Below are 25,325 nucleotides of genomic sequence, written 5' to 3' on the forward strand. Positions count from 1 at the left end.
GATTGGATTGAAGGTGCCGTCATTGCGCCGCCATCGCCATCGATTCCGGCAGCCGCACGCGGAAACCGGTGCCGTTCATTTCGGGCTGATAGGTGATGTCGCCATCCAGCCGGTACATGATCTCGCGACAGATCGCGAGCCCCAGGCCAGCGCCCTTGCCTTTCTGGTCGCTGACGCGGGCGAATTTTTCAAAAATCAGGGTCTGGTCATCTTTCGGGATGCCAGAGCCGTTGTCGATAAAATCAACCGTTACATAGCCCCCCGCACGGGAGACGAGGATTTGCAGTTCCGGAGTGTCCGCATCGCAATATTTGCGGGCATTGGCGATCAGGTTGATGAAAACCTGGCTTAACCGGTCAAGATCAGTCTTCAACCCGACCTGTTCCGCCACGGGATCGCGCCGGACCGTCAGTGCATCCTGCTGCCCGGCCAATGCGGCCGCCACGGCCTGATCCAGCACATCGCCCAGGCGACCCTGCTGGATGTTCAGACTGACCTGCCCGTGTTCCAGTACCGACAGGTCCAGCAGATCATCCAGCAGGCGCGTCAGGCGGATAGCTTCGCCATGGATGATTGATGCGTATTTGGTTTTTTCTTCGGGGCCGATTTTCTTGGTGTCCCGCAAGATTTCCGAGAACGCACGGATCGAAGTCATCGGTGTGCGCAGTTCGTGGCTGATCTGGGACAGGAACGCATCCTTTTGCACACTCAGTTGCGTCAGTTTTTCATTCGCTTCCTGCAACTTGCGGGCGGTGCGCGCCAATTCACCGGATTTTGCCTCAAGCTGGCTGGAATATTCCAGCATTTGTGCGGATTCATCCGCCACCGCCATCAGATCATGCACCGAAACGCTGGCACCGCCGACGATCTGGCCCACCATCGCATGTGCCGTGGCCGCGCCCACCGATCCCGCCAGTTCGCGTTCCAGCCGTTGCAGGAAATCGGGGGACGGTTCGGGCAAATGGCCGTGCACGCCCTGTCGCACTGCTTCGGCGCGGAAAAAGGCGCGCGCCTCGGATGCGCCGACAAGCCGTTGCGCCATGATCAAAAGGTCTTCGCTTTGGGCCATGGAGCCTGTCCAGCTTTGCGGGCTGGCGGAATGGGCAAACACGTTGACAAATTGCGCCCCCTGCAACCGTTCCAGCGGGCTGGGAAAACTGAATAGCGACACAAGGAAAAACGCCGCCGAATTCAGTGTCAGGCTCCACATAACCGCATGCACGGTCGGATCAATGCCGGTGATACCGAACAGGGCCTGCGGGCGCAGCCATGACCAGCCGAACAGCCCGCTTTCAAAAATTTCGGCTGAAAGCAACACGCCGGTGCCAAAGCTGGGCAACAGCATCGTGTAAAACCACACCGCAAAACCCGTGATCAGCCCGGCCATTGCACCTGTGCGCGTCGCCCCGCGCCAGAATATGCCGCCGAGCATAGCCGGCATGAACTGCGCCACCCCCGCGAAAGAGATCAATCCGATGGCGGCCAGTGCCGAACTGCCGCCCGAAAACACGTAATAGGCATATCCCAGCGCCAGAATACCGCAGATCGACAGACGCCGCGCCAGAATGATCACATTGCGCACATCCCCGGACACGGACGCGCCGCCACTGCGCAGGCTGAACCAGATCGGCATCACGATGTGGTTGGACACCATGGTTGACAGCGCCAGCGTGGCAACGATCACCATTGATGTGGCCGACGAAAACCCGCCCAGAAAGGAAAACAGCGCCAGCCCGTCTTGCCCCTGCGCCAGCGGCACGGTCAAAACAAACAGATCGGGGTTCGATCCGGCAGGCATGATCTGCAATCCGGTCACCGCAATGGGCAGCACGAACAGGCTCATCAACATCAGGTACAGCGGAAAGGCCCATGCCGCCGTGTGCAGATGGCGTTCGTCATCGTTTTCAACGACCAGAACCTGAAACATCCGCGGCAGGCAAATAAACGCAATCGCCGACAGCAGCGTCAATGTGGACCATCGGCTGCGATCCATTTGCCATTCGCCGATGGGCGAGGCATCGATCTGGGTCATGATCTGGCTGACACCACCGGCCACGCCCCACACTACAAAGATGCCCACGGCAAGCAGCGCCAGCAGTTTCACAACCGCTTCGACCGCGATGGCAATGACAACGCCGTGGTGGCGTTCGTTCGCATTCAGATTGCGGGTGCCGAACAGAATGGCAAACAGCGCCAGCCCCAAAGCCACCCAGAACCCGGAGGATTCGCGATCAATTGTCACCGCATCCGGACCGGATGGCGGGGCAAAAGCCGAGACAGACAACGCCACAGATTGCAGTTGCAGGGCGATATAGGGCGTCACGCCAACGACCGCCATCAGGGTCACGACAATGGCCAGCAGGTTGGATTTTCCGTAACGCGACGAAATCAGGTCGGCGATGGACGTGGCCCGTTGCGCCCGCCCGATCCGCACCAGTTTGCGCAGCAGCCACCACCAACCGATGACAACAAGTGTCGGGCCCAGATAGATCGTGACGTATTCCATGCCCGAACGTGCCGCGTACCCGACCGCGCCATAAAACGTCCAGCCGGTGCAATAGACCGACAGCGACAGCGTATAAACAAGGGGCGAGCGCAGCCAGCCGCCCTGCCCGCGCAGGGCCGCACGTTCCGCCGCGAAGGCCACCAAAAACAGCAGCGCGACATAGCCCAGACAGGCAAGGATCAGCAGGTTCAGCGTTGCCATCAGCCGTCCTCGTCCAGATGCGTCTGTGTCAGCGGGAACGGCTCGTCCTGCGGATCAACTTCATCTTCCAGAACGCCCCGCGCCTTGATCCAGATACCCAGGGCGATAAGGATCAGGCCCTGCCACACCAGAAATATGTACAGCATTGCATTGGACAGCATCACAGGCCGTATGTCCGGGCCTGTCCCTGTCGGCCACAGCACCGGCACCGTCCACAACAAAAGCCCCAAAGCCGGCAGGATGCGGGCACCGTCCATCAAACGGCGCCGCCGATAGGTCTGGGGTTCCAGAAAAACGCGTTTTCCGCGTTTGGGGGCCGGGGCGGTTTTGTCCGTCTGGGTCATACCCTGTCCCTACATTCGCGCAGATGCCGGTGCGCGCAGTTTCAAACCGCGACAAGCTCGCGCACGGCGTCCAGCACCTCGGCATTCGAAAACGGTTTGGTCATGAACCGGCTTGCACCCGCCTTTTCCGCCATTTCGCGGTCACGCGACTGCCCCCGTGCGGTCAGCATCAGGACAGGCAGTTTCAGCGTGTCGGGCTTGCTGCGCAGCTCTGTCAGAATATCAAAGCCGCTTTTTCCGGGTAACATAACATCAAGGATCAAAAGATCAGGACGCGCGGCGCGGATCACATCCACTGCATCATGACCGTTGGAATGGGTATCAACCCGCCAGCCGTCACGCGACAGCAGAAACCTGATCGCTTCGATGATGTTTTGTTCATCCTCGATCAACAGAACGTGTCGGTTCATATCAGCGATCCCCTCCCCAAGGTCCGCAGTGCGCTTTGATCCTGTTTGTTCAGGATTTTGTGTTGTGTCTTTTCAAGACTATCCCCAGTTTTAGCGATGCTGTCAAAACCCTTCATTCAGGATCGACGGTTCGCGGCGCGCAATACAGCGTTCACGCGTGCAGACGCGGCAGGTACTTCCCACCGGTTTTCCCGGTGTCGCGACAGGCAGCACGGCCTGGCTGGCCGGAACGATCAGCATCGTGGAATGGTAAATTGGGTCCATGTTAAGGGCCGGTTCGCCAATCGGATGCGCAATTGCAATACAATCGAATTGCGATGCGTCCCTGCTGATCTGTTCCACCCGTTGGCAGATCGGCGTCATCGGGCGGCTGAAGGCGGAAAACAGCGGCCACAGCGGGCAGGATGTGCCAAAGCGCGGCACGGAAAAGCCCTCGATCGCCTTGCGAAACAGCATCGCACTGGAACTGTCACAGACCACAAGGCCGGTATTGGAACCCGGCGTGCCTTCGGGCATGGCCGCCAGACGGCGCAGCACCGACTGGACCGGCACACCGAACCGGCGCGCGAGCGCAATCGGATCAATCCCGATTTCCAGCAGGGCCGCGTGGAATTGATCCAGCGGCATTGCGGCCGCATCGCGGGCATATTGTTCCATCACGCCGCGCGCCACGTGGCGGGCCGCAGCGGATGTCAGGCGCGGTTCGGTTTCGATGATCTTGCGGATGTCCGGTGCATCTACTTCCAGCGCGGCAAAGAAATGGCCCTGATCCGCCAGCAGCGCCTCGACCTCTTCCTGCGGGGAAATCAGATCATCCTGCTGGGCGTCGGTCGAATCCAGATATCCGACCAGCGCCTTGCTGCTTTCGGCAAGGCGGGCGCTGTCTTCGTTGATGTTACGGTGAAAGCGGTTGCGCCATTCCGGTTCCAGTTCCTGCGTTTCGGCCAGAATGGACGCGGTTGAACGGATCGCCGCTGCGGTCGACAACACTTCATGCAGGGACGCCGCAAGTTGCGGATCGTGGGTTACACGGTCTGTCAGGGTTTCGACGGTGCGTTCCAGCGATGCCACGCGGCGATGCGATTTTGCCAGCACTTCCGCCCAACCGGGAAACCGCCCGGCGAATTCATCGGCCTTGTCGGTTTCTGCCGATACCGATTTTGCGTCTGCCGCCGCCTCGCGCAGGATCGCGATCAGCGCGGCCTCGGCGCCTTCTGCAAGCATCGAAGGCTCTACCTGAAGAACGCGCGCGATATCCAGCAACAGTTTTCCGCCGATTCTGCGGCGGTTATGCTCGATCAGATTGAGGTAAGAGGCCGAAATATCGATCTGGCGCGCCAGATCGGCCTGCCGCAAACCCGCCATTATGCGCCGCTCGCGGATACGGCTGCCGGTCAGTGTATCACGTGCCATATCTGTCACCTTTTTTGCCGCCGCGATTATCAAAGCTTATCAATGGCTTTCTGCACCGCAACATAATGAAATTTACAAACCACCCCTGTTCCTTGTGCAATTATTTACAAAATAATCGTGCGCTTCAAGGGACTTGTTGCGCAATTTTCATCAAGAGGGTGATAATGACTTTGCACAAACTGTGCCCGCGCTGCGAGGAGAGGAGCCCGCTGCGCACTTCACGAAATGGGAGGATTTAATGTCCAAATCAAACTTTACGCGTCGCGGCTTGATGAAAACCAGTGCTGTGGCCGGTGCCGGTCTTGCGCTGCCGACAATCTTTACAGCATCATCCGTCTCGGCCCACACGAACGAGCCGACGGGATCGACAGTCACACTTGGCTTTAACGTGCCACAGTCGGGCCCCTATGCAGACGAGGGCGCGGACGAACTGCGCGCTTACGAGCTGGCGGTCGAACACCTGAACGGTGGCGGCGACGGCGGCATGATGAACACGTTCAGTTCCAAAGCCCTGCAAGGCAACGGTATTCTGGGCAAGAAAGTCGAATACGTCACAGGCGACACTCAGACAAAATCTGATGCGGCCCGTGCCTCGGCCAAGTCGATGATCGAAAAAGACGGCGCGGTGATGATCACCGGCGGATCGTCTTCGGGTGTGGCCGTGGCCGTTCAGGCCTTGTGCCAGGAAGCCGGTGTTATCTTTATGGCGGGTCTGACCCACTCGAACGATACAACCGGAAAAGACAAGAAAGCCAATGGCTTCCGTCACTTCTTTAACAGCTACATGTCCGGTGCCGCGCTCGCTCCGGTGTTGAAAAACGCCTATGGTACAGACCGCAAGGCCTATCACCTGACAGCGGATTACAACTGGGGCTACACCACAGAAGAAGCTGTCCGGTCTTCGACCGAGGCAATGGGCTGGGAAACTGTTGAAACGGTAAAGACACCGCTGACACAGACCGACTTCAGCTCTTACATCACGCCGGTTCTGCAATCGGATGCCGATGTTCTGGTTCTGAACCACTACGGCGGCAACATGGTCAACTCGCTGACCAACGCCGTTCAGTTCGGCCTGCGCGATCGTATGGTCAACGGCAAGAAGTTCGAAATCATCGTTCCGCTTTATTCGCGTCTGATGGCCAAAGGGGCCGGCGAAAACGTGAAGGGCATCTTTGGTTCGACAAACTGGCACTGGTCGCTGCAGGATGAAGGCTCCAAGGCGTTCGTGAAATCCTTTGGTACCAAATACGGCTTCCCGCCCAGCCAGGCGGCGCACACCTGCTATGTTCAGGCGCTGCTTTATGCGGATGCTGTGGAACGTGCGGGCAGCTTCAACCCCTGTGCGGTTGGCGAAGCCCTGACAGGCGCCGGAGATTCCATGCCGGGCATCGATTCCGCAGCCAACTCGGGCTTCCTGTTCGATGGTCTGGGCAACGGTCCGACACTGTACCGGAATGCGGATCACCAGTGCTTCAAGGACGTTCTGGTTGTGAAGGGTAAAGAAAACCCGACATCGGAATTCGACCTTCTGGAAATCGTCGAAGTCACACCGGCGGCTCAGGTCTGGTACGAACCCGACCACCCGCAGGTTGCCGGTGGCGATCTGGGTCAGTGTAACCCGGGCGCCTGATCTTTTTCATCTGACAAAAACAGACCGCGCGATCCACTTCGCGCGGTCAAACACGCCCAAAAAATACGGGCATCACTACGGGACGGGGTGTCGTCATGGACGCAATTATTCTGCAAATCCTAAACGGGTTGGACAAGGGCAGCGCCTATGCGCTGATTGCCCTGGGGCTAACCCTGATTTTTGGCACGCTGGGCGTTGTCAACTTTGCGCATGGCGCGCTGTTCATGCTGGGGGCGTTCTGCGCCGTCACCCTGAACAAGATACTGACCCTGTCAGTCGAAACCATTGACGAAACGCAGCTTGATTTTCTGGGCAACCCATCGAAAATCCAGACACCTTATGTTGAAAAGTGGTTCGGCCCGGAAATGGGTTCGTCACTGATCGAATGGTCGGTACCGCTTGCCATTCTGTTTGCGATCCCGATCATGATTGTCGTCGGCTTTGTGATGGAGCGCGGCCTGATCAAATATTTCTACAAGCGCCCGCACGCCGACCAGATCCTTGTGACCTTCGGCCTCGCCATCGTGCTACAGGAAATCATCAAGTATTTTTACGGCGCCAACCCGATCCCCACCCCTGCCCCCGACGCGTTTCGCGGCAGCTTTGATTTCGGGGTGATGCTGGGCTTTGATGCCGGAACGATTATCTATCCCTACTGGCGGCTGGTCTACTTTGCCTTTGCGGCGCTGATCATCGGTGCGGTGTTTGCATTCCTGCAATTCACCACCTTCGGGATGGTCGTGCGGGCCGGTATGGCCGATCGTGAAACCGTTGGCCTTCTGGGCATCAACATCGACAAACGCTTTACCATCATGTTCGCCATTGCCGCCTGTGTCGCCGGCCTTGCCGGGGTGATGTACGCGCCGATCAATTCACCCAATTATCACATGGGCATGGATTTTCTGGTGCTCAGCTTCGTTGTGGTTGTTGTTGGTGGCATGGGTTCCCTGCCGGGTGCGGTGCTGGCCGGTTTCCTGCTGGGCATCGTCGAAAGCTTTGCGTCGATGGCGCAGGTTGTTTCGTTCCTGCCCGGTATCAACCAGATCATCATCTACCTGATCGCCATTATCATTCTATTGACGCGTCCGCGTGGCCTGATGGGCCGCAAAGGCGTGATGGAGGACTGACCCATGTTTGGACTGAACAAAAGTGATCTTCGTCTGTTCGTGGTCGTCATCGCCCTGACGATACTGGCACCCTTTATCCTGAACCCGTTCCCCGAAGGATCTGAACTGGCGCAATTCAACGCGGGCTATCCCGACCTGATGCAGCGCTTTGTGATCTTTGGCATCTTTGCCATCGGGTTCAACATCCTGTTCGGCCTGACCGGATATCTCAGCTTTGGCCACGCCGCTTTTCTGGGTGTCGGTTCCTATGCCGGTATCTGGATGATGAAACTGCTGACGATGAACGTGATCCCCGCGATCCTTGTTTCTGTCGCAGTGGCCGGTGTGTTTTCGCTGCTGGTGGGGTGGATCTCGCTGCGCCGGTCGGGCATCTACTTTTCCATCCTGACCCTTGCGTTTGCACAGATGTCTTATTCGCTGGCCTATTCGGTACTGACGCCGATTACCGGTGGTGAAACCGGATTGCAGCCCAAAGCGTTTGATCCGCGTGTTTTGGATGCCCCTTTGACGGACGGTGCAACACCCAGGGCAAACCTGTTCGGTCTGGAAATGACATCGACCTACGAAATGTCGGTTGGCAGCTGGCTGTTCACGTTCAACGTCGGGTATTACCTTGCCGGACTGATCATGATACTGGCCTTCTATCTGTCGATCCGCATCTTCCGCTCGCCCTTTGGGATGATGTTGCGGGCGGTGAAATCGAACCAGCAGCGCATGAACTATACCGGGCTTGATCCCAAACCCTACACGTTGGCGGCGTTCGTTATCTCGGGCATGTATGCCGGTCTGGCCGGTGGTCTGCTGGTGGCGATGGATACGCAGGTCGGCGCGGAACGCATGTTCTGGACCGCCAGCGGTGAGGTCGTTCTGATGACCATTCTGGGCGGTGCCGGAACGCTTATCGGGCCGATCCTTGGCGCAGGTTTCATCAAATACATGGAAAACATCATTTCCAAGATCAACGAAAATATCCTGCACCAGTGGTTCTACTGGCTGCCGGACGGGATCGAGGATTTGCTGATTGCACTGGTCTATCCGTTCATCGGCAAAGGCTGGCACCTGACATTGGGCATCATGTTCATGCTGGTTGTCATCTTCCTGCCCGGTGGGTTGGTCGAAGGCGGACAAAAGATCCTCAACCTGTTTCGCCGCAACAAGGCCGAAGACGGCGATGATCCTGCTGCCAAGCAGCCTGCGGAATAAGGAGACGGGCAATGGGTATTCTTGAAGTCAAAGACGTCAACAAACGGTTCGGGGGCCTTCAGGCCCTGGGCAATGTCAACCTTAGCGTTGCGGAAAACTCTGTTCACGCGATCATCGGTCCGAACGGTGCGGGCAAATCCACATTGCTGAACTGTCTGGTCGGCAAACTGATCCCCGATACCGGATCGGTTATGTTTGACGGGCAATCGGTTCTGGGCCGCGCCCCGCACGAAATCAACCAGATGGGCATCAGTCGTGTGTTCCAGACGCCGGAAATCTTTGGCGATCTGACGGTGTTTGAAAACGTGATGATCCCCTGCTTTGCCAAACGCGATGGCGCATTTCGGATGCACGCGATCGAAAAGGTCGAAAACGAACGTGATCTGATCGAAAAAGCCGAAAGCATGCTGGAAGACATGAACATGATCGACAAGCGGCATATGCACGCGGCATCACTGTCGCGCGGTGACAAGCGCCGCCTTGAAATCGGCATGTGCCTGAGCCAGCAGCCGCGCCTGTTGTTGCTGGATGAACCCACGGCGGGCATGGCCCGCGCGGACACCAACAACACCATTGATCTGCTGAAACAGATCAAGGACGAACGCGACATCACAATTGCCATTATCGAACACGACATGCACGTCGTGTTTTCGCTGGCGGAACGGATCACCGTTCTGGCACAGGGCACCCCACTGGTCGAAGATTCGCCCGAAAACATCAAGGGCCACCCCAAAGTGCGCGAAGCGTATCTGGGCGAAAGCGCGTAAGCGGCGAAAGGGACACACACCATGAACGTCAAACCGGATTTTTCCAAGAACGCCAATATGGCCTCGACCGCCCCCGCCTTTCTGTCGGTGTGGGACATGCACGCCTATTACGGCGAAAGCTATATCGTGCAGGGCATCAGCTTTAACGTGCACGAAGGCGAAATTCTGGCGCTGCTGGGCCGCAACGGCGCTGGCAAGACATCAACCTTGCGCGCCATCGCACGGCTGGACAATCCGCAGCTGGCCAAGGGCGAAATATGGCTTGATCACCAACCCTTGCACAAAATGAAAAGCTATGAGGCGGCGGCTGTCGGATTGGGCCTTGTCCCCGAAGACCGACGGATCATCGCCGGCCTCACAGTCGAAGAGAACCTCAAGCTTGCGCAAATCGCGCCACCTGTCGGCTGGTCGCTTGACCGTCTTTATGAACTGTTCCCACGTCTGGGCGAACGCCGCACGCAAGAGGGCACAACCCTGTCGGGCGGCGAACAGCAGATGCTGGCGATCGCGCGGGCACTGGCGCGCGACATCAAGGTGCTGTTGCTGGATGAACCTTACGAAGGGCTGGCCCCTGTCATCGTCGACGAGATCGAAAAGACCCTGATGGTGATCAAGGAACAGGGGATCACCACTGTGATCGTCGAACAGAACGCGGTGCGCGCGCTGCAACTGGCTGACCGGGCGGTTATTCTGGACACTGGCGGCATCGTCTTTGACGGCAGCGCAGATGAGGTACTGCAAAACGAACAGTTGCGCGCCGAATATCTGGCGATCTGACACAGACGGCGGCGGGGCACCCTGCCCCGCTATCGGCTAAGGCGATTTTTAAGGAAATGCGGCTGGCGCATTAACACATTTTCAATCCGGGTTAATCTAGGCTTCATGCGGGTGAGGGCTCCGATACGGTTACGGAGTCAGTATGAAAATCGCGATACCGCCTGGGATTCAGGCCCCGCTTAGCACCGGCCATCCTTGGTCGCTGCCAGAAATCCGCAAACCCAAACCCGAAATTGCGCCGCTGAACCCGGCAGGCACCGCTTTGGGCAATGGCCGGTTCGGCGCACCCGATGTGCCGCGTCCTGCCTTGTGGTCGCGGGACAACGAACCGGCACCGCCACCTTCAGCGATCCAGATCGAAATTGAAACGCTGCTGGCCGAACAGGCGGAGAAACTGGACCGTCAGGCCGAGGACGCCAACGGTGCGCTACTGGGCCGTCCATCCCCCGTCGATCGGGATTGAGGTGCCGGTTAGGTTGTGGGCCACAGGATTACACAGCCACAGCGCCAGTTCGCCAATCTCGGACGGGTCTGACAGCCGCTGGCTGGGTTGCTTTTCACGCAGCAGATCGGCGATTCCGGCGGCGCGGTCGCCGCCGTGCCGGGCCGCGCGCTGTTCGATCTGGGGTGCGATAATTGCGGTTTCAGTCCAGCCGGGACAGATGCAGTTGACTGTTACACCGCCTTTGGCGCGATCACCCGCGGTGGCATATTCCAGCGCGGCCACCTGACTTAACCCCACAAGGCCGAACTTGGCCGCGACATAGGGCGCCTTGTCTTTCGAGGCCACCAGCCCGTGCACCGAGGCGATATTGATCACGCGCCCGTAACCGCGCGCCGCCATCACCGGCAATGCCTTTTGCATGGTGTGAAACGCAGCCGACAGGTTGATCGACAGGATATTGTTCCATTTCTCGCGCGGCATTTCCGCCAAAGGCGCGGTGTGCTGAACACCCGCATTATTGACCAGAATATCAGCCCCGCCCCACGCCTGCACCGCAGCCATCAGTTCGTCAATCCGGTCGGCATTGCGCAGGTCGCCATGGAAAAATTCGGCCTGCGGGGCACCATCGTTTTCCAGTGTTTCGCACACGTCAGAAATTTGCGCATCCCCGGCCAGTCCGTGCACCGCGATGCGCGCGCCGGCGCGCGCCAGCACCCGCGCCACGGCCAGCCCGATACCCTGAACCGATCCGGTGACAAGTGCGGTTTTCCCTGCAAGATCGGTCATGTCATGTCCTCCAGCCGTTTGCGTAATTCGGTCTTCAGCACCTTGCCGTAATTGTTCTTGGGCAGGTCCGGCAGGGTAAAATAGGCCTTTGGCCGCTTGAAACGGGCGATATTGTCATTGCACAACTGGTCCAGCGCGGCAGAATCGGCGCTGCCCACCACAAAGGCCACCACCTCTTCGCCCCAGTCGGGATGGGTGCGCCCGACAACAGACACCTCGAAAACGTCGGGATGCATCAACAGCACTTCTTCGACCTCGCGCGGGTAAACGTTGGACCCGCCGGAAATGATCATGTCCTTGGACCGGTCCTGCATCGTGACATAGCCGTCATCGTCCATGAACCCCATGTCCCCCGTCATCAACCAGCCGTTCACGATCGTCTTTGCGGTGGCGCCCGGATTGTTCCAGTAGCCCGGCATCACCGTATCGCCGCGCACCAGGATTTCGCCATGGGTGCCGACAGGCTGGGGTACACCAGCGCTGTCGCCGATCTGCACCTCGACCGCGGATTGTGCCCGCCCGACCGATTGCAGGCGTTCGCGCCAGCGGGGATGGGTGCGGTCTGCCACATCATCGCGCGCCAGTGCCGTGATGCCCATCGGGCATTCGCCCTGTCCGTAAATCTGCGCAAAGATTGGGCCAAAGTGATCGACCGCTTCGATGATATCGGCCAGATACATCGGCCCGCCCGCATAGATGATCGTGCGCAAGCCGGCACCGGTTTCGCCCGTTGCCACCGCAACCTGCGTCATCCGCTTGACCATGGTCGGTGCGGCAAACATCTGCACATTGCCGAAGTGGCGCGCCAGATCGAAAATCTCGGCCTCGTCAAAGCCGCCCGAAACCGGGCACACATGGCGCGCGCCTGCCCGCACATGCATCATGTTGTAGATACCGGCACCATGGCTCATCGGGGCGGCGTAAAGCGCGGTGTGATCCTGCGTTACCAGTTCACAATCGGTCTGATAACACAGCGACATCGACACCAGCATACGGTGCGTGATGATCACGCCTTTGGGCTGTCCGGTGGTGCCCGATGTATAAAACAACCACGCCAGATCATCCGGCGCACGCGGTGTCGGCTGGCCCAAAGGCGGAAGCGAAAAAATCTGGTGATAGGCCGGGGTGGTCACATCCACGACGCGGGTATCAGGGCAAAGATCGGCCACGGGTTCGGAAAGACCGGGCGATGAAAATGTGATTCCAGCACCGGAATCGCCCAGAATGAACGCCGCCTCGCGCGGGTGCAGTTTTGCGTTGATCGGCACCGCCGCCGCGCCTGCGTACCAGATACCGTATTGCACAATCAGATAATCGGGGCAGTTTTTCATGAAAATCGCCACCCGATCGCCGGGCTGCAACCCCTGGGCCATCAGCCAGGCCGCGACCTGTGCGGCCTTTCGGTGAAACCCGGCATAATCCGCCACCAGATCACGCCCCAGAAAAAGGGCAGGATCGCCCCCGTGCGTCTGGGCGCGGCGATGCAGCCAAAACCCGATATTCATAGCCTTTATCCTTGCGTCGTGTTGCGATGCTGATCTTTGCAAGTTTACGCCCGAAAACGGTCGGGTCCATGTCCGAATGCAGGACATTGCAGCTTTTTCGAAAATCCGGGGCACCGCCTTCTTGACCGGGATGGAACGTCGCTTCTTTTCATGTGCGCGCGCATGACCTATAAGCGGCGTCAACATCAAAACGGTTCGCATCAAGACGGACCAAACGAAGCGGTCGAGGATCCCATGACAAAAAGCAATCACGATGCAGACGTTGCCTTTATTCAGGCGCTGGCGGAATTGTTGCGCGAAAACGATCTGACGGAATTGCAGGTCAAACGCGAATACGGCGAGGACGACAGTTTGAACGTGCGCGTCAGCCGGATGGCACCGCAACAGGTGGTCACACAGGTTTCAAGCGCCCCCGCGCCCGCAGCCCATGCCGCCGCGGCAGCGCCGGCCGCAGCCCCTGCCCCTGCGGCCCAGGCCGCGGATGATCCGGCCAGCCACCCCGGCGCGGTCACATCCCCGATGGTGGGCACAATCTATATGCAGGCCGAACCCGGCGCGGCGCCGTTCATTTCGGTCGGCGCACAGGTGGCGGAAGGCGATACATTGCTGATTGTGGAAGCGATGAAAACGATGAACCACATTCCCGCACCCCGCGCCGGAACCGTGAAACGAATTCTGGTCGAAGACGGTGGTGCCGTCGAATATGGTGCGCCATTGGTGATCCTGGAATAAGGCGTTGGCAATGTTCAATAAAATTCTGGTCGCCAATCGCGGAGAGATTGCCCTGCGTGTTATCCGTGCGGCGCGTGAAATGGGCGTTGGATCGGTTGCCGTCCATTCCACGGCGGACAGCGATGCCATGCATGTACGCATGGCGGACGAAAGTGTGTGCATTGGCCCGCCTTCGGCCACAGACAGCTACCTGTCGGTGCCTGCAATAATTTCTGCCTGCGAAATCACCGGCGCCGAAGCGATCCATCCCGGATACGGTTTTCTTTCGGAAAATGCGAATTTCGTGCAGATCGTGCAGGATCACGGGCTGACATTCATCGGCCCCACAGCCGAACATATCCGCGTCATGGGCGACAAGATTACCGCCAAGGACACGATGAAGGCGCTGGGTGTGCCCTGCGTGCCGGGCAGTGACGGCGGCGTGCCAACACTGGCAGAAGCCAAACGCATCGGCGATGAAATCGGCTATCCGGTGATCATCAAGGCCACTGCGGGCGGCGGCGGGCGCGGCATGAAAGTGGCCGAAACCGCCAAGGACATGGAAAGCGCCTTTCTGACCGCCCGTGCCGAAGGCAAATCGAACTTTGGCAATGACGAAGTCTATATCGAGAAATATCTGCAAAGTCCGCGCCATATCGAAATTCAGGTGTTCGGTGATGGCAAGGGCCGCGCCGTGCATCTGGGCGAACGCGATTGTTCGCTGCAACGCCGCCACCAGAAAGTCTTTGAAGAGGCCCCCGGCCCCTCGATCACACCGGAATTGCGGGCCAAGATTGGCAAGGTCTGCGCCGATGCCGTGGCCAAAATTGACTATGCGGGTGCCGGAACAATAGAATTCCTCTTTGAAAACAACGAGTTCTATTTCATCGAGATGAATACGCGCCTGCAGGTCGAACACCCTGTGACCGAAGCGATCTTCGGTGTCGATCTTGTGCGCGAACAAATCCGCGTTGCATCCGGTTTGCCGATGTCCTTCCAACAGGACGATCTGCATATCAACGGCCACGCCATCGAAGTGCGGATCAATGCGGAAAAACTGCCGAATTTCGCGCCGTCCCCGGGCCGGATCAGCCAGTACCACGCCCCCGGCGGTCTGGGTGTCCGGATGGATTCCGCACTTTACGACGGTTATTCCATCCCGCCCTATTACGACAGCCTGATCGGCAAACTGATCGTGCACGGACGCGACCGCCCCGAAGCGCTGGCGCGCCTGAACCGCGCTTTGGGCGAACTGATCGTGGACGGGGTGCATACCACTGTGCCGCTGTTTCACGAGTTGTTGCAGGATCCGGATGTGAACAGCGGTGAATACAATATTCACTGGCTGGAAAAATGGCTGCTGACCCATCTGAACGGGTAGTCTTGTAGGTCAAGGGTGGGCTTAGTTCTATGACGCTGACCCCTGATCTGCTGCTGCACGGATATTCCATCGGCATTTTTCCGATGGCGGATCATGGTGGCGAATCCGAAGTATTCTGGGTTGATCCCAAACGGCGCGGGATCATGCCGCTGGACGGGTTTCACCTGTCGCGATCCTTGCGCAAGACGATCCTGAAAGGCGTTTTTTCGATCACCATCAACCAATGTTTCGCAGATGTGGTGGATGGGTGCGCCGATCGTGCGGAAACCTGGATCAACGACGAGATCAGGCGTTTGTATCTGGAGTTGCACGATCTGGACCGGGCGCATTCGCTTGAGGTTTGGAACGGCCCCGATCTGGTGGGCGGAGTTTACGGCGTAATGCTGGGAACGGCCTTTTTCGGGGAAAGCATGTTTTCTCGCCAGCGCGATGCATCAAAAGTTGCACTGGCCTATCTGGTCGACCGGTTGCGCATTGCGGGTTTCACCCTGTTTGACACGCAGTTTCTGACCGAACATCTGGCATCGCTCGGGGCGATCGAAATCAGCCGCGCGGAATATCACAGCTTGCTGGATGCGGCCGTGTCGGGGCAGGCCGATTTTCTGGCGCCTGATCCCGCGACCGCTCAGGATGTGGTGCAGCGCATGACCCAGACATCATAACGCGCATGATCCAGCGCGTTCAGCGCCGGAGAAGACGCGATCATCCAGCCCGAATAGATCGGTGCTGCCGCATCGTTTTCCCTGATGATCAGATAGGCAAAGGCATCGCCTGACGGGTTTCCGGCAGGATAGCGGCAGGATTGCAATTCAATGTTCAACTGACCGAACGCAACCGACTGGCCCGCCCTGATTTCAATGTCCGAGTGGAACCCGTCGATTTTGTCCAGCCCGCGCAGCATAACACCGGTGCCCGCTGTTACCTCCTGGCTGCTGACCGGCGCCGCCGACAGCATCAGTATCAGCGCAAGCCGTTTCACTCGTCACTGCCCGAAACGAATTTCAACAGCAGCGAAACAAGGCTGACCGCGCCCTGGGTATCTTCGATGACCGCACCCGCTTCGTAGAAAAACGGCGACCCGCCGGGGATGATTTCAACGAAATTCCCACCCAGCAACCCTTCGGAGGACACAACAATTGCGCTGTCGTCCGGAATTTCGATGCCGTTGATCACGCTGACCGTGGTGTCGGCGCGATAGGTTTCCGGGTTCAGCGTTACACCGGTGACCGATCCGATTTTGACGCCGGCCAGTCGCACATCCGTGCCCACGCCGACCCCTTCGAGCGATCGGAAACTGGCCGAAAGCGGATAGCCCGCACTGGTTGCGCCAAACCCGGTGGCCTGTCCGGCATAGACCATAAACGCGATGGCTGCGGCCAATACCGCGCCACCGACCAAAACTTCGGTTCTGTTTTCCGCCATTTCCTGTGCCCCTATTCGGGTGTCCACGCCTCGTAGTCAGACCGGTTTGCCGGATCTGCGCGCCGGATAGATCCGGCTGGTGCGTATGCCATCGCCGTTCCCGTCAGGTTTTCCTGATGCGGTTTTTGCCACGCCTTTTTCGCCAACGGCTTTTCCGTGGGCGGTTCATCCCATGTGCGGTGCAGCCAGCCGTGCCAATCGGGCGAAATCCGGCTTGCTTCGGCTTCTCCGCTGAAAATCACCCAGCGTTTTGAATCGTCCGCGTTTTTATAAAACACGTTGCCTTGCGCGTCTTCGCCAACGCGCTTGCCCTTGCGCCATGTGAACAACTGGGTATTCAGGGTCTGCCCGTCCCACCATGTGAATAGGCGCAAGATTTTGTTCACGATACCCATGCAGGCCTCCGGACATTTGTTGGATCAGATATGAACCAAAGCCGGCCAAAGGTCCAGTGACAAGGGCGATCTATTGCGCGCTTGGCAGGCAGGCGGTGACTTCGATCTCAATCTTGTATTTGGGATCGATCAGATTGCTTTGGATCATCATCGCCGCCGGCGGGTTTTTCCCGAATGTCGACTGCAACAGCGGCCAGCACGGTTCGAAATCGTTCACGTCAGGCAGGATATAGTTAACGCGGACCACATCGGCAAAGCTGGCTCCGGCCTCGGTCAGGGCCGTCTGAATGATAGACAGCGCCGATTTGCACTGTTCGATAACATCAGGCGGCACATCCGGGCCGCCCGCCACTGTACCGGAAACGAACACCAAGCCGTTGGCCACGGTCGCGCGGCAATAGCCTATCCTGGATTCGTAGGGGCCACCGGAATGGATGCGCCGGATGCCCGCCATGCCTAACCCGCTGTGGCGGGTTTCTTTTCGGCATCGGCGTGGATCATCAGCGGCTTGGCATCGGAATTGACCGCCTCTTCGTTCACCACAACTTCGGTAACGGAATCGAGCCCCGGAAGTTCAAACATGGTATCCAGCAGGATATCTTCCAGGATCGAACGCAGACCCCGCGCACCAGTTTTGCGCAAAATGGCGCGTTTCGCGATTGCTTTCAGCGCGTCATCGGTAAATGTCAGCTGGGTATCTTCCAGTTCGAACAGGCGCTGGTATTGCTTGACCAATGCGTTTTTCGGCTGGGTCAGGATAGTGACAAGTGCGTCCTCGTCCAGATCTTCCAGCGTGGCCAGAACAGGCAGACGGCCGACAAATTCCGGTATCAGGCCGAATTTCAACAGGTCTTCGGGTTCCAGATCGGTAAAGATCTCGCCCACGCCGCGTTCATCATTGTCGCGCACATCGGCGCCAAATCCCATGGCGCTGCCCTTGCCGCGCGCAGCAATGATCCGGTCAAGCCCCGCGAAAGCGCCGCCGCAGATGAACAGAATGTTTGTGGTGTCCACTTGCAGGAATTCCTGCTGCGGATGTTTGCGCCCGCCCTGTGGCGGCACGGACGCAACCGTGCCTTCCATCAGCTTCAACAGCGCCTGCTGCACGCCTTCGCCCGACACGTCGCGGGTGATCGACGGGTTTTCGGATTTGCGCGTGATCTTGTCGACCTCGTCAATGTAGACGATGCCGCGCTGCGCGCGTTCAACGTTATATTCCGACGATTGCAGCAATTTCAGAATGATGTTTTCAACGTCTTCGCCGACATAGCCCGCTTCGGTCAGCGTGGTCGCATCGGCCATCGTGAAGGGCACGTCCAGAATACGGGCAAGCGTTTGCGCCAGCAGGGTTTTACCGCAACCGGTGGGGCCGATCAGAAGAATGTTGGATTTGGCCAGTTCGATATCGTTGCCGGCCTTCTGGGCGTGGTTCAGACGTTTGTAATGGTTGTGCACCGCGACCGACAAAACCTTTTTCGCCGTGGCCTGCCCGATCACATAATCGTCCAGAACGCCGCAAATATCCTTGGGGGTCGGCACGCCATCGGTTGATTTCAGACCGCTGGCCTTGGTTTCCTCGCGGATGATATCCATGCAAAGTTCGACACATTCATCGCAGATGAACACGGTTGGTCCCGCAATCAGTTTGCGCACCTCGTGCTGGCTTTTGCCGCAAAAGCTGCAATAAAGTGTATTTTTGCTGTCGCCGCTTGAATTCGTCGCCATCTCAAACCTTTCAGGCTTTACTGTGTCGCGTCCGGCCGAAACAGATGCCGGACCCGTCCTGATTTGGCCAGCTTAGGCCAGCACTTTGAGCACCACAATCGCAAAATGCGCTTGGCGCCGATGGCAGGACCACACGATGTGATCCTGCATCAGGCCACGCCGCGATGTCTTAGCTCTCTTCGTCATCGCCTTTGGGACGGCTGGCCACGATCTCGTCGATCAGGCCCCAGTCGCGTGCTTCCTCGGGAGACATGAAATTATCGCGCTCCAGCGCAGCCTCGACCTTTTTCAGGGTCTGGCCGGTGTGACGCACATAGATTTCGTTCAACCGCGTCTTGAGTTTTTGCGTCTCCTGGGCGTGGATCATGATGTCCGTGGCCTGCCCCTGATACCCGCCCGATGGCTGGTGGACCATGACGCGGCTGTTGGGCAGCGAAAACCGCATGCCCTTTTCACCCGCTGTCAGCAGCAAGGACCCCATCGAGGCCGCCTGCCCGACAACCAGCGTGCTGACCTTGGGTTTGATGTATTGCATCGTATCATAGATCGACAGGCCCGAGGTCACGACACCGCCGGGGCTGTTGATATACATACTGATTTCCTTGGACGGGTTTTCCGCCTCAAGATGCAAAAGCTGCGCAACGATCAGCGATGACATTCCGTCATGCACCGGCCCCGACAGGAAAATGATCCGCTCCTTAAGCAGGCGCGAAAAAATGTCATAGGCGCGTTCACCCCGGCTTGTCTGTTCGACAACCATCGGGACAAGAGTGTTCATGTAGGTATCAATAGGATCGTGCATATCGGCCTGCCTGCTTTGATGTGTCGGGACCATACCCGACGAACTGTTAGCAGAGTCTTAGTGTTGCCCTTGGGGGGCTGCAAGGGGGGGCGGACGGATTGGCCGGGTTGATCGGGACCAACACCAGCCTAGATCGCGCCTCATGACCGTTGAATTCATTCCCACCCGCACCGCAGCACTGGAACGCCTGGCACGCTTTGTGCCCAAGGCAGGCGCGGATTATGCCCGCCTGCGCAATTACGATCTGGGGCAAGGTGCGCACACGCACGTATCGACCCTGTCGCCCTATCTGCGCACCCGCCTTATCACCGAACAAGAGGTTCTGGCGGCGACACTGGCGCGCCATTCCGCAAGTGCATCGCAGAAATTCGTGCAAGAGGTGTTCTGGCGCACCTACTGGAAAGGCTGGCTGGAACAGCGTCCTGCGGTCTGGGCGCAGTATCGCGCCGATCTGGTGCGGGCGCTGGATCACATACAGACGTCGCAAGGGGCGCGAAACGACTGGCAGGCCGCGTGTCTGGGTGAAACCGGTATTGCCTGTTTCGATCACTGGTCGCGCGAACTGGTGCAGACCGGGTACCTGCACAATCATGCGCGGATGTGGTTTGCGTCAATCTGGGTTTTCACCCTGCGCCTGCCGTGGGTTTTGGGCGCGGATTTCTTTCTGCGCCATCTTCTGGACGGTGATCCGGCCTCGAACACGCTGGGCTGGCGCTGGGTGGCGGGCGTGCAGACGCGGGGCAAGACCTATCTGGCGCGGTCGGACAACATCAAAAAATACACAGAAGGGCGGTTTGCCCCGCACGGGCAACTGGCCCAGACCGCCCCACCACTTGACGCCCCTGCTGATCCGCCACCGCACTGGGCCGCGCCACAACAAGACCGGGATAAATCCCTGCGCACAGGGCTGATACTGCACGGGGACGATCTGAGCCCCGGATTTGTGCTGGCGACAGATCGGGCCCCCGCTGCCACGCTGCTGCTGGACGCAACGGACGGTCTTAGCCCCTTGGCCGTTGCGCCGCATGTCGTGCAGTTCGTGCAAGGGGCCATGCAGGACGTCAGTGATCGTTGGCGCGACAGGCTGGGCGCTGTGACAGGCCCCTGCCCGCCCGAAAAACTGATCGACTGGATCGACAACAACGATCTGGCGCAGATCATCACCCCCTATGCGCCGGTCGGGCCTGTCGCGGATGCGCTGCGCCAGATTGAAACAAAACGCCCGCAGGTACGGCTGATCCGGCTTTTGCGCCCCTATGACGGGGCCGCATGGCCGCACGCGACACGCGGTTTTTTCAAGTTCCGTGACCGTATACCCGAATTGCTGGAGCATCTGCACCTGTCAGAGCGCACAACGCCCGCGGTGTGACCCGCGGGCGTTGCTTTTTCGTTTATCTTTGTCGGATCATCCCTATCCGAACATGTCGCTGGTGATCCCGTCATACCAGCCAAGGCTTTCTTCGTAGGTCACCTTGCGCAGCTCCCCGCTTTCGCCGGTCTGTGAAATAAAGCCGTCGACCTTGGCGATCTTTTCGTCGGTCGCCTCATAGGTGGCACCGACCTTGACGCCATCCTCGGTGTCGATCAGCGACCAGCAGGTGTTGGAAAACTTGGCCGGAAACACCGATGATCCGGTCAACGCACCGCGAATGGCCATGGCTGCGACCTTGGCCTGAGAATTGGCGGAAAAGCCTGATTTCGGCATATCGCCCTGATTGGTCGCGTCGCCCAGAACGTGGATGTTTTCATCCAGCCGGCTTTGCATCGTATGGCCGGACACTGGCGCCCAGTTGCCATCCGTAACGCCCGCCATTTCGCAGATACGGCCTGCCTTTTGCGCGGGGATGACGTTGCACACGTCAACCTTGGTTTCCTCGCCATCAATCGTCACGGTCATGGCATCGGGATTGACCGATACATTACCACCACCGAAATCCTCTCCGATCCAGTCGATCATGCCTGTGTAATGCGTGCCCCAGCCTTCCTGAAACAGGGCCATTTTGGAAAACTTGGCCTTGGGGTCTGCGACGATGATCTTGGCCGTCGGGTTATTGGCCTTCAACAGGTGCGCAACCATCGATACGCGTTCATATGGGCCGGGCGGGCAGCGATAGGGATTGGGCGGGGCAACCATCGCGAATGTGCCGCCCTCTGGCATCGCCATGATCTGCGCCTTGAGCAGTTCGGTTTGTGACCCGCCCTTGTAGGCGTGCGGCATGGCGTTCTGTGCAGACAGATCCCAGCCTTCGACTGCGCCATCAACGAAATCAATACCGGGTGACAGAACGAGGCGGTCGTAGGGCAGCACCGATCCGCCGGCCAGAGTCACAGTCTTGGCATCCCGATCAATGCCCACGGCCCAGTCATGCACGACGTTTACGCCGTAATCCGAGGCCAGAGTGCCATAGGAATGGGCAAGGCTTTCGATATCGCGAAACCCGCCGATATATAGGTTCGAGAAAAAGCAGGTGTAGTAACTGCGCGTCGGCTCGACAAGTGTGACGTCAATCTCGCCCTTGCTGTCCTTGGCGATATAGCGTGCTGCGGTGGCCCCGCCTGCGCCGCCGCCCACCACGACGACCTTGGGGCGGCCGTGGCTGGCGCCCTGTACCATCGGCGCGCTCAGCAGCGATGCTGCCGCCGCTGTGGTCCCGATAAAGTCACGTCTGTTTAAAGTCATTGCCTTCTCCTCCCGTGAAAGAGCGCGGCTTAATCCAACGCTCCGTAATATGCAGCAAGGGCTGCGATTTCTTCATCTGACAGGCGGCCAGCCATCATCTGCATGACGGGATGGGGCCGCAATTTCCGTTTGTAGGCGTGCATGGCGACGACAAAATCTTCCTTTGGCCAGTGCGTGATCGAAGGGATGCCCGCATCGCTGCCGTCGATCTGGTGGCAGGTGCTGCATTCGCTGGACAGATAAGCGCCGTATTCGGGATCGCCGACAATCGCCAGTATCTCGGGCGGCAGGTCCACCTCGCGCGCCTGCGCGGTTGGCGCGGCTTCGGGAATGTTGGCGGGGTTGTCGGAAAAAATGCGCAAATACGCCAGCACATCGTGGCGGTCCTGCGGGTCTTTTATGCCACGAAAACTCATCCTTGTGCCGCTGACCAGCGCCTTGGGGTTGTCGATATAGGCATCCAGCGTTTCCAACGTCCAGACAAGCCCGTCACTGGCCGCGCGTTCGATGCCCTTTGAATAAAAGAACCCGTCGATGGCCGCCGCCTTGCGCCCGTAAATGCCATTCAGATGCGGGCCGATGCCGCTTTCTGCTCCGGCGCCGACCTCGTGGCATCCGCTGCACTTGGAAAACAGTTTTTCACCGCGCTCTGCGTCCCCGATCTGCTGGACCTCTTGTTCAGCCAAAGCGCCCCCGACGGGGGGCGCCAAAGCCAGTAACAGGATCAGGATGGCACTGCGCATCACCTACTCCTGATAGGATCTCAGATAGGCAAGGATCGCCTGGACATCTTCTTCCTTGCGCAGGCCCGCGAATGACATCTTGGTGCCCTTCATGAACGCCTTGGGTTTGGTCAGGAATTCGCTCATTGCGGCCTCGTCCCAGACCAGACCGTTTTCCGCAGCTTCCATCAGCGCCTTGGAATATTTGAAGTCCTCCACAGCACCGGCAGGCGCACCGACAATACCGTTCAGAACCGGACCGGTCCGGTTCGTGGCATCTTCACCAACCTGATGGCAGGCCTTGCATTTCTTGAATACTTTTTCGCCCGCCTCGACCATCTCGGGGTCAAGCGCGACGGTTTCGACAACGGCTTCTGCCGCTGTTTCCTCGGCCGCCGGTTCAAGCACTGCTTCTTCTTCGGTTGCAACTTCCTCAACCGCGGCGTCAGGTGTTTCCTCTTCCGGGGTCACATCAAGTACCGCGGCGCGCATGGTGATTTCAACGCTGTCCTTGCAATCGGTCATGCAGGGTTCGCCTGAAAACCGGTCAAGCTCGGTTTCGGCGCGGTCATCCAGGATGAACCCGTCGGCGTTGGGCATTTCAACATCCAGAAAGGTTTCGTTGGACAGAACGAAATCGTCATCCACCAGATCGTTGGAATAGAGGATGTAGGCGACAATGGCATAAACTTCGTCCGGTTCCAGGGACTGGGCATTGCCAAACGGCATCGACCGGTTGACGTAATCCCATGTGGTGGACAGATAGGGCCAGTAGGATCCCACCGTTTTCACCGGATCCTCACGGTCCAGCGTGTCAAATCCGCCGGCCAGTTTGGGCCAGTTGTCCACACCTTCGGCAAAGTCACCATGGCAGACGGCACAATGCTCGGCAAAGAGTTCATCCCCGGTCCAGACATCGCCGGATCCGACAGGCAGACCGGTGCCATCAGGGCTGACATCCAGATCCCACGCGGCGATCTCTTCGGGCAGGGCCGGACGCCCAAGACCCAGCTTTTCGGCCAGAGCGGGGCCCGCAACCAGTGTCGCGGCCAGTGTTGCCCCCGTCAGAAGATTACGAGACTTCGACATTTTCAGCCTCTCCGTTTGCTTTCACCCACCATGTCTGGATGCAGTTGTTGTGATAGATCGAATTCAGGCCGCGCACCTCGCGCAGTTGCGCCTTGGTCGGCTGGACGTATCCGGTTTCGTCGATGGCGCGACTTTGCAGCAGCATTTCTTCGCCATCCCACGTGGTATCCAGATAGAACCGTGTCAGCGCGCGGCTTTGACCGGGTGCAGCCAGACGGGCGGTTTCCCATGTCTTGCCGCCATCCTTGCTGACGTCCACGCGGGTGATGGCCCCCCTGCCCGACCACGCCAGACCGGAAATCACCAGCGGGCCTTTGCCATGGGTGATCGGTGCCTGCGGACTGGGGCTTGTCACCACCGATTTGGCATCCATTTCCCACGTCCATTTGCGGGCAATGCCGTTTTCCAGAACGTCGGTATATTTGCTGGTTTCCTCGCGGCTTTCGACGGGTCCGTCCATGACTTCAATCCGACGCAGCCATTTGACCCACATATTGCCTTCCCAGCCCGGCACAACCAGACGTACGGGATACCCGTGTTCCTTTCGGAGTGCCTCGCCATTGGCCTTGAATGCGACCAAAACATCATCAAGCGCCTTGTCCAGCGGGATCGAACGGCCGTTGCTGGACGCATCGGCACCTTCAACGTAAACCCATTTGCCTGCTGTCTGGACACCGGCTTCGTTCAGCAGGGTCTTCAGCGGCACGCCGGTATATTCCATGTTGTGGATCATGCCGTGGGTGAACTGCGCCCCGTTCAACTGCGCGCCCGCCCATTCCATGCCGGTATTCGCAGCGCATTCGCAAAAATAAACGTGGTTTTCGCGCGGGAACCGTTCCAGATCGGCATAGGTGAACACCAAAGGTGTATCCACCAAACCGTTGATCATAAGGCGATAATCCTGTTTCGCCAGCTCGATCGCGCCGGAATGGTGGCGTTCGAACGCGCAGCCCTGCGGTGTGATGGTGCCATCCAGCGCATGGATCGGAGTAAAGTTGATCGAGCTGATGGTGTCCGCCGTCAGCCATTCAACGTTGCGGCGCACAACATCGGATTCAAATTCGATCGGCAGGCCATAGGGTGTTTCATCCACACCGTCGCCCAAGCCCTGCGCCCATTCCTGCACTTCGGTGATCAGCGGATCGCCTTCGGCCTTTGCGGCGCCGGCGGCAACCGCCCCGGCCCCTGCAGCCGCAGCACCTGCCAGAAACTGGCGCCGCGATGGTGTTTTGCCCTTCGCGCTGAAACGCATGCCATTCTCTCCTTCTTGGATTATCAAATTCA

At 58.7% G+C, this 25,325-nt stretch carries 26 protein-coding genes; 10 read left to right on the forward strand and 16 right to left on the reverse strand.

Annotated elements, in window-relative coordinates; translation table 11 throughout:
- Positions 1 to 19 precede the first annotated feature (19 nt).
- The 4 genes from OLX72_RS18290 to OLX72_RS18305 all read right to left on the reverse strand — a co-directional run bounded on the left by OLX72_RS18290 (position 20) and on the right by OLX72_RS18305 (position 4,874).
- Positions 20 to 2,707 (reverse strand): ATP-binding protein, encoded by a 2,688-nt coding sequence (locus OLX72_RS18290; protein WP_433989279.1) that lies wholly within the window; start codon positions 2,705 to 2,707, stop codon positions 20 to 22.
- Positions 2,707 to 3,051, reverse strand: a complete 345-nt coding sequence (locus OLX72_RS18295; protein ID WP_205389191.1) for a hypothetical protein — start codon at positions 3,049 to 3,051, stop codon at positions 2,707 to 2,709. The genes OLX72_RS18290 and OLX72_RS18295 overlap by 1 nt, the downstream gene beginning before the upstream one ends.
- Positions 3,052 to 3,092: 41 nt before the next feature.
- Positions 3,093 to 3,461, reverse strand: coding sequence for a response regulator transcription factor (locus OLX72_RS18300; RefSeq protein ID WP_114869796.1), 369 nt, complete (start codon positions 3,459 to 3,461; stop codon positions 3,093 to 3,095).
- A 102-nt stretch (positions 3,462 to 3,563) separates the two neighbouring features.
- A complete protein-coding gene (locus OLX72_RS18305) occupies positions 3,564 to 4,874 on the reverse strand; it encodes a helix-turn-helix domain-containing protein (protein ID WP_433989280.1) in 1,311 nt (436 codons plus the stop codon).
- 238 nt (positions 4,875 to 5,112) lie between these two features.
- On the opposite strand from OLX72_RS18305, the gene OLX72_RS18310 reads away from it, so the two are divergent.
- The 6 genes from OLX72_RS18310 (at position 5,113) to OLX72_RS18335 (ending at position 10,841) form a co-directional block, all read left to right on the forward strand.
- Positions 5,113 to 6,504, forward strand: a complete 1,392-nt coding sequence (locus OLX72_RS18310; protein ID WP_114869795.1) for a substrate-binding protein — start codon at positions 5,113 to 5,115, stop codon at positions 6,502 to 6,504.
- Between the two features lie 95 nt (positions 6,505 to 6,599).
- Entirely contained in the window at positions 6,600 to 7,631 is a 1,032-nt protein-coding gene (locus tag OLX72_RS18315; RefSeq protein WP_114869794.1) for a branched-chain amino acid ABC transporter permease, read from the forward strand.
- 3 nt (positions 7,632 to 7,634) lie between these two features.
- On the forward strand, positions 7,635 to 8,834 hold the full coding sequence (locus tag OLX72_RS18320; RefSeq protein WP_114869793.1) for a branched-chain amino acid ABC transporter permease: 1,200 nt from the start codon (positions 7,635 to 7,637) through the stop codon (positions 8,832 to 8,834).
- Between the two features lie 11 nt (positions 8,835 to 8,845).
- Positions 8,846 to 9,601, forward strand: a complete 756-nt coding sequence (locus tag OLX72_RS18325; protein WP_114869792.1) for an ABC transporter ATP-binding protein — start codon at positions 8,846 to 8,848, stop codon at positions 9,599 to 9,601.
- Between the two features lie 21 nt (positions 9,602 to 9,622).
- Positions 9,623 to 10,378 carry an ABC transporter ATP-binding protein gene (locus OLX72_RS18330; protein ID WP_433989281.1) on the forward strand — a complete coding sequence of 252 codons (756 nt, stop codon included), beginning with the start codon at positions 9,623 to 9,625 and terminating at the stop codon, positions 10,376 to 10,378.
- Positions 10,379 to 10,520: 142 nt separating this feature from the next.
- On the forward strand, positions 10,521 to 10,841 hold the full coding sequence (locus OLX72_RS18335) for a hypothetical protein (protein WP_114869790.1): 321 nt from the start codon (positions 10,521 to 10,523) through the stop codon (positions 10,839 to 10,841).
- On the opposite strand, the gene OLX72_RS18340 is transcribed toward OLX72_RS18335, so the two are convergent.
- Both OLX72_RS18340 and OLX72_RS18345 read right to left on the reverse strand, forming a co-directional pair.
- Entirely contained in the window at positions 10,806 to 11,609 is an 804-nt protein-coding gene (locus OLX72_RS18340) for a 3-hydroxybutyrate dehydrogenase (RefSeq protein WP_114869789.1), read from the reverse strand. The two genes, OLX72_RS18335 and OLX72_RS18340, sit on opposite strands and share 36 nt — an antisense overlap.
- The gene (locus OLX72_RS18345) at positions 11,606 to 13,114 is read right to left on the reverse strand and encodes an AMP-binding protein (protein WP_433989282.1); all 1,509 of its coding nucleotides are present in this window, start codon (positions 13,112 to 13,114) and stop codon (positions 11,606 to 11,608) included. Before OLX72_RS18345 ends, OLX72_RS18340 begins: the two co-directional genes overlap by 4 nt.
- 234 nt (positions 13,115 to 13,348) lie before the next feature.
- Here OLX72_RS18345 and accB point away from each other — a divergent pair, with 234 nt between their 5' ends.
- The 3 genes from accB to aat are packed head-to-tail and all read left to right on the forward strand — an operon-like array spanning position 13,349 to position 15,868.
- Positions 13,349 to 13,846, forward strand: a complete 498-nt coding sequence (gene accB, locus OLX72_RS18350) for an acetyl-CoA carboxylase biotin carboxyl carrier protein (protein WP_114872196.1) — start codon at positions 13,349 to 13,351, stop codon at positions 13,844 to 13,846.
- Between the two features lie 10 nt (positions 13,847 to 13,856).
- A complete protein-coding gene (gene accC / locus OLX72_RS18355) occupies positions 13,857 to 15,206 on the forward strand; it encodes an acetyl-CoA carboxylase biotin carboxylase subunit (RefSeq protein ID WP_433989283.1) in 1,350 nt (449 codons plus the stop codon).
- A 29-nt stretch (positions 15,207 to 15,235) separates the two neighbouring features.
- Positions 15,236 to 15,868, forward strand: a complete 633-nt coding sequence (gene aat / locus OLX72_RS18360) for a leucyl/phenylalanyl-tRNA--protein transferase (protein ID WP_433989284.1) — start codon at positions 15,236 to 15,238, stop codon at positions 15,866 to 15,868.
- On the opposite strand, the gene OLX72_RS18365 is transcribed toward aat, so the two are convergent.
- From OLX72_RS18365 to OLX72_RS18390, 6 genes are all read right to left on the reverse strand, one after another.
- Complete coding sequence (locus OLX72_RS18365) at positions 15,832 to 16,161, reverse strand: DUF2155 domain-containing protein (RefSeq protein ID WP_114872195.1); 330 nt, start codon at positions 16,159 to 16,161, stop codon at positions 15,832 to 15,834. The two genes, aat and OLX72_RS18365, sit on opposite strands and share 37 nt — an antisense overlap.
- 20 nt (positions 16,162 to 16,181) lie before the next feature.
- Positions 16,182 to 16,628 (reverse strand): outer membrane lipid asymmetry maintenance protein MlaD, encoded by a 447-nt coding sequence (gene mlaD / locus OLX72_RS18370; RefSeq protein WP_114869785.1) that lies wholly within the window; start codon positions 16,626 to 16,628, stop codon positions 16,182 to 16,184.
- An 11-nt stretch (positions 16,629 to 16,639) separates the two neighbouring features.
- Positions 16,640 to 17,023, reverse strand: coding sequence for an NADH:ubiquinone oxidoreductase subunit NDUFA12 (locus OLX72_RS18375; RefSeq protein WP_114869784.1), 384 nt, complete (start codon positions 17,021 to 17,023; stop codon positions 16,640 to 16,642).
- A 70-nt stretch (positions 17,024 to 17,093) separates the two neighbouring features.
- The gene (locus OLX72_RS18380) at positions 17,094 to 17,477 is read right to left on the reverse strand and encodes a RidA family protein (RefSeq protein ID WP_114869783.1); all 384 of its coding nucleotides are present in this window, start codon (positions 17,475 to 17,477) and stop codon (positions 17,094 to 17,096) included.
- Positions 17,478 to 17,479: 2 nt separating this feature from the next.
- Positions 17,480 to 18,748 (reverse strand): ATP-dependent Clp protease ATP-binding subunit ClpX, encoded by a 1,269-nt coding sequence (gene clpX / locus OLX72_RS18385; RefSeq protein ID WP_433989285.1) that lies wholly within the window; start codon positions 18,746 to 18,748, stop codon positions 17,480 to 17,482.
- Between the two features lie 169 nt (positions 18,749 to 18,917).
- On the reverse strand, positions 18,918 to 19,550 hold the full coding sequence (locus OLX72_RS18390; RefSeq protein WP_114872194.1) for an ATP-dependent Clp protease proteolytic subunit: 633 nt from the start codon (positions 19,548 to 19,550) through the stop codon (positions 18,918 to 18,920).
- Positions 19,551 to 19,692: 142 nt separating this feature from the next.
- Between OLX72_RS18390 and OLX72_RS18395 the strand changes: the two genes are divergently transcribed.
- Entirely contained in the window at positions 19,693 to 20,919 is a 1,227-nt protein-coding gene (locus OLX72_RS18395) for an FAD-binding domain-containing protein (RefSeq protein ID WP_114869781.1), read from the forward strand.
- 42 nt (positions 20,920 to 20,961) lie between these two features.
- Here the strand turns inward: OLX72_RS18395 and OLX72_RS18400 are convergent, their stop codons facing one another.
- Genes OLX72_RS18400 through soxC form a run of 4 tightly spaced genes read right to left on the reverse strand, consistent with a single transcriptional unit; the run spans position 20,962 to position 25,293 of the window.
- A complete protein-coding gene (locus OLX72_RS18400; RefSeq protein WP_433989286.1) occupies positions 20,962 to 22,230 on the reverse strand; it encodes an FCSD flavin-binding domain-containing protein in 1,269 nt (422 codons plus the stop codon).
- Positions 22,231 to 22,259: 29 nt separating this feature from the next.
- Positions 22,260 to 22,973 (reverse strand): c-type cytochrome, encoded by a 714-nt coding sequence (locus tag OLX72_RS18405; protein ID WP_114869779.1) that lies wholly within the window; start codon positions 22,971 to 22,973, stop codon positions 22,260 to 22,262.
- A 3-nt stretch (positions 22,974 to 22,976) separates the two neighbouring features.
- Entirely contained in the window at positions 22,977 to 24,041 is a 1,065-nt protein-coding gene (locus OLX72_RS18410; RefSeq protein WP_433989287.1) for a c-type cytochrome, read from the reverse strand.
- Positions 24,025 to 25,293 (reverse strand): sulfite dehydrogenase, encoded by a 1,269-nt coding sequence (soxC, locus tag OLX72_RS18415; RefSeq protein ID WP_114869777.1) that lies wholly within the window; start codon positions 25,291 to 25,293, stop codon positions 24,025 to 24,027. Before soxC ends, OLX72_RS18410 begins: the two co-directional genes overlap by 17 nt.
- Between the last annotated feature and the right edge of the window lie 32 nt (positions 25,294 to 25,325).

It is taken from the genome of Sulfitobacter sp. TBRI5 (assembly GCF_051013555.1).
GTDB lineage: Bacteria > Pseudomonadota > Alphaproteobacteria > Rhodobacterales > Rhodobacteraceae > JL08.

What these genes read in the sequence shown, in the direction of transcription:
- OLX72_RS18295 (WP_205389191.1), bottom strand. Translation starts at nt 3,051, where the DNA reads ATGACCCAGACGGACAAAACCGCCCCGGCCCCCAAACGCGGAAAACGC.
- aat (WP_433989284.1), top strand. Translation starts at nt 15,236, where the DNA reads ATGACGCTGACCCCTGATCTGCTGCTGCACGGATATTCCATCGGCATT.
- OLX72_RS18405 (WP_114869779.1), bottom strand. Translation starts at nt 22,973, where the DNA reads ATGCGCAGTGCCATCCTGATCCTGTTACTGGCTTTGGCGCCCCCCGTC.
- OLX72_RS18305 (WP_433989280.1), bottom strand. Translation starts at nt 4,874, where the DNA reads ATGGCACGTGATACACTGACCGGCAGCCGTATCCGCGAGCGGCGCATA.
- OLX72_RS18335 (WP_114869790.1), top strand. Translation starts at nt 10,521, where the DNA reads ATGAAAATCGCGATACCGCCTGGGATTCAGGCCCCGCTTAGCACCGGC.
- OLX72_RS18320 (WP_114869793.1), top strand. Translation starts at nt 7,635, where the DNA reads ATGTTTGGACTGAACAAAAGTGATCTTCGTCTGTTCGTGGTCGTCATC.
- OLX72_RS18395 (WP_114869781.1), top strand. Translation starts at nt 19,693, where the DNA reads ATGACCGTTGAATTCATTCCCACCCGCACCGCAGCACTGGAACGCCTG.
- OLX72_RS18310 (WP_114869795.1), top strand. Translation starts at nt 5,113, where the DNA reads ATGTCCAAATCAAACTTTACGCGTCGCGGCTTGATGAAAACCAGTGCT.
- OLX72_RS18390 (WP_114872194.1), bottom strand. Translation starts at nt 19,550, where the DNA reads ATGCACGATCCTATTGATACCTACATGAACACTCTTGTCCCGATGGTT.
- OLX72_RS18315 (WP_114869794.1), top strand. Translation starts at nt 6,600, where the DNA reads ATGGACGCAATTATTCTGCAAATCCTAAACGGGTTGGACAAGGGCAGC.
- accC (WP_433989283.1), top strand. Translation starts at nt 13,857, where the DNA reads ATGTTCAATAAAATTCTGGTCGCCAATCGCGGAGAGATTGCCCTGCGT.
- OLX72_RS18365 (WP_114872195.1), bottom strand. Translation starts at nt 16,161, where the DNA reads ATGCTGTCGGCGGCGCCGGTCAGCAGCCAGGAGGTAACAGCGGGCACC.
- OLX72_RS18400 (WP_433989286.1), bottom strand. Translation starts at nt 22,230, where the DNA reads ATGACTTTAAACAGACGTGACTTTATCGGGACCACAGCGGCGGCAGCA.
- OLX72_RS18325 (WP_114869792.1), top strand. Translation starts at nt 8,846, where the DNA reads ATGGGTATTCTTGAAGTCAAAGACGTCAACAAACGGTTCGGGGGCCTT.
- accB (WP_114872196.1), top strand. Translation starts at nt 13,349, where the DNA reads ATGACAAAAAGCAATCACGATGCAGACGTTGCCTTTATTCAGGCGCTG.
- OLX72_RS18345 (WP_433989282.1), bottom strand. Translation starts at nt 13,114, where the DNA reads ATGAATATCGGGTTTTGGCTGCATCGCCGCGCCCAGACGCACGGGGGC.
- OLX72_RS18380 (WP_114869783.1), bottom strand. Translation starts at nt 17,477, where the DNA reads ATGGCGGGCATCCGGCGCATCCATTCCGGTGGCCCCTACGAATCCAGG.
- OLX72_RS18300 (WP_114869796.1), bottom strand. Translation starts at nt 3,461, where the DNA reads ATGAACCGACACGTTCTGTTGATCGAGGATGAACAAAACATCATCGAA.
- OLX72_RS18410 (WP_433989287.1), bottom strand. Translation starts at nt 24,041, where the DNA reads ATGTCGAAGTCTCGTAATCTTCTGACGGGGGCAACACTGGCCGCGACA.
- soxC (WP_114869777.1), bottom strand. Translation starts at nt 25,293, where the DNA reads ATGCGTTTCAGCGCGAAGGGCAAAACACCATCGCGGCGCCAGTTTCTG.
- OLX72_RS18290 (WP_433989279.1), bottom strand. Translation starts at nt 2,707, where the DNA reads ATGGCAACGCTGAACCTGCTGATCCTTGCCTGTCTGGGCTATGTCGCG.
- OLX72_RS18330 (WP_433989281.1), top strand. Translation starts at nt 9,623, where the DNA reads ATGAACGTCAAACCGGATTTTTCCAAGAACGCCAATATGGCCTCGACC.
- mlaD (WP_114869785.1), bottom strand. Translation starts at nt 16,628, where the DNA reads ATGGCGGAAAACAGAACCGAAGTTTTGGTCGGTGGCGCGGTATTGGCC.
- OLX72_RS18340 (WP_114869789.1), bottom strand. Translation starts at nt 11,609, where the DNA reads ATGACCGATCTTGCAGGGAAAACCGCACTTGTCACCGGATCGGTTCAG.
- OLX72_RS18375 (WP_114869784.1), bottom strand. Translation starts at nt 17,023, where the DNA reads ATGGGTATCGTGAACAAAATCTTGCGCCTATTCACATGGTGGGACGGG.
- clpX (WP_433989285.1), bottom strand. Translation starts at nt 18,748, where the DNA reads ATGGCGACGAATTCAAGCGGCGACAGCAAAAATACACTTTATTGCAGC.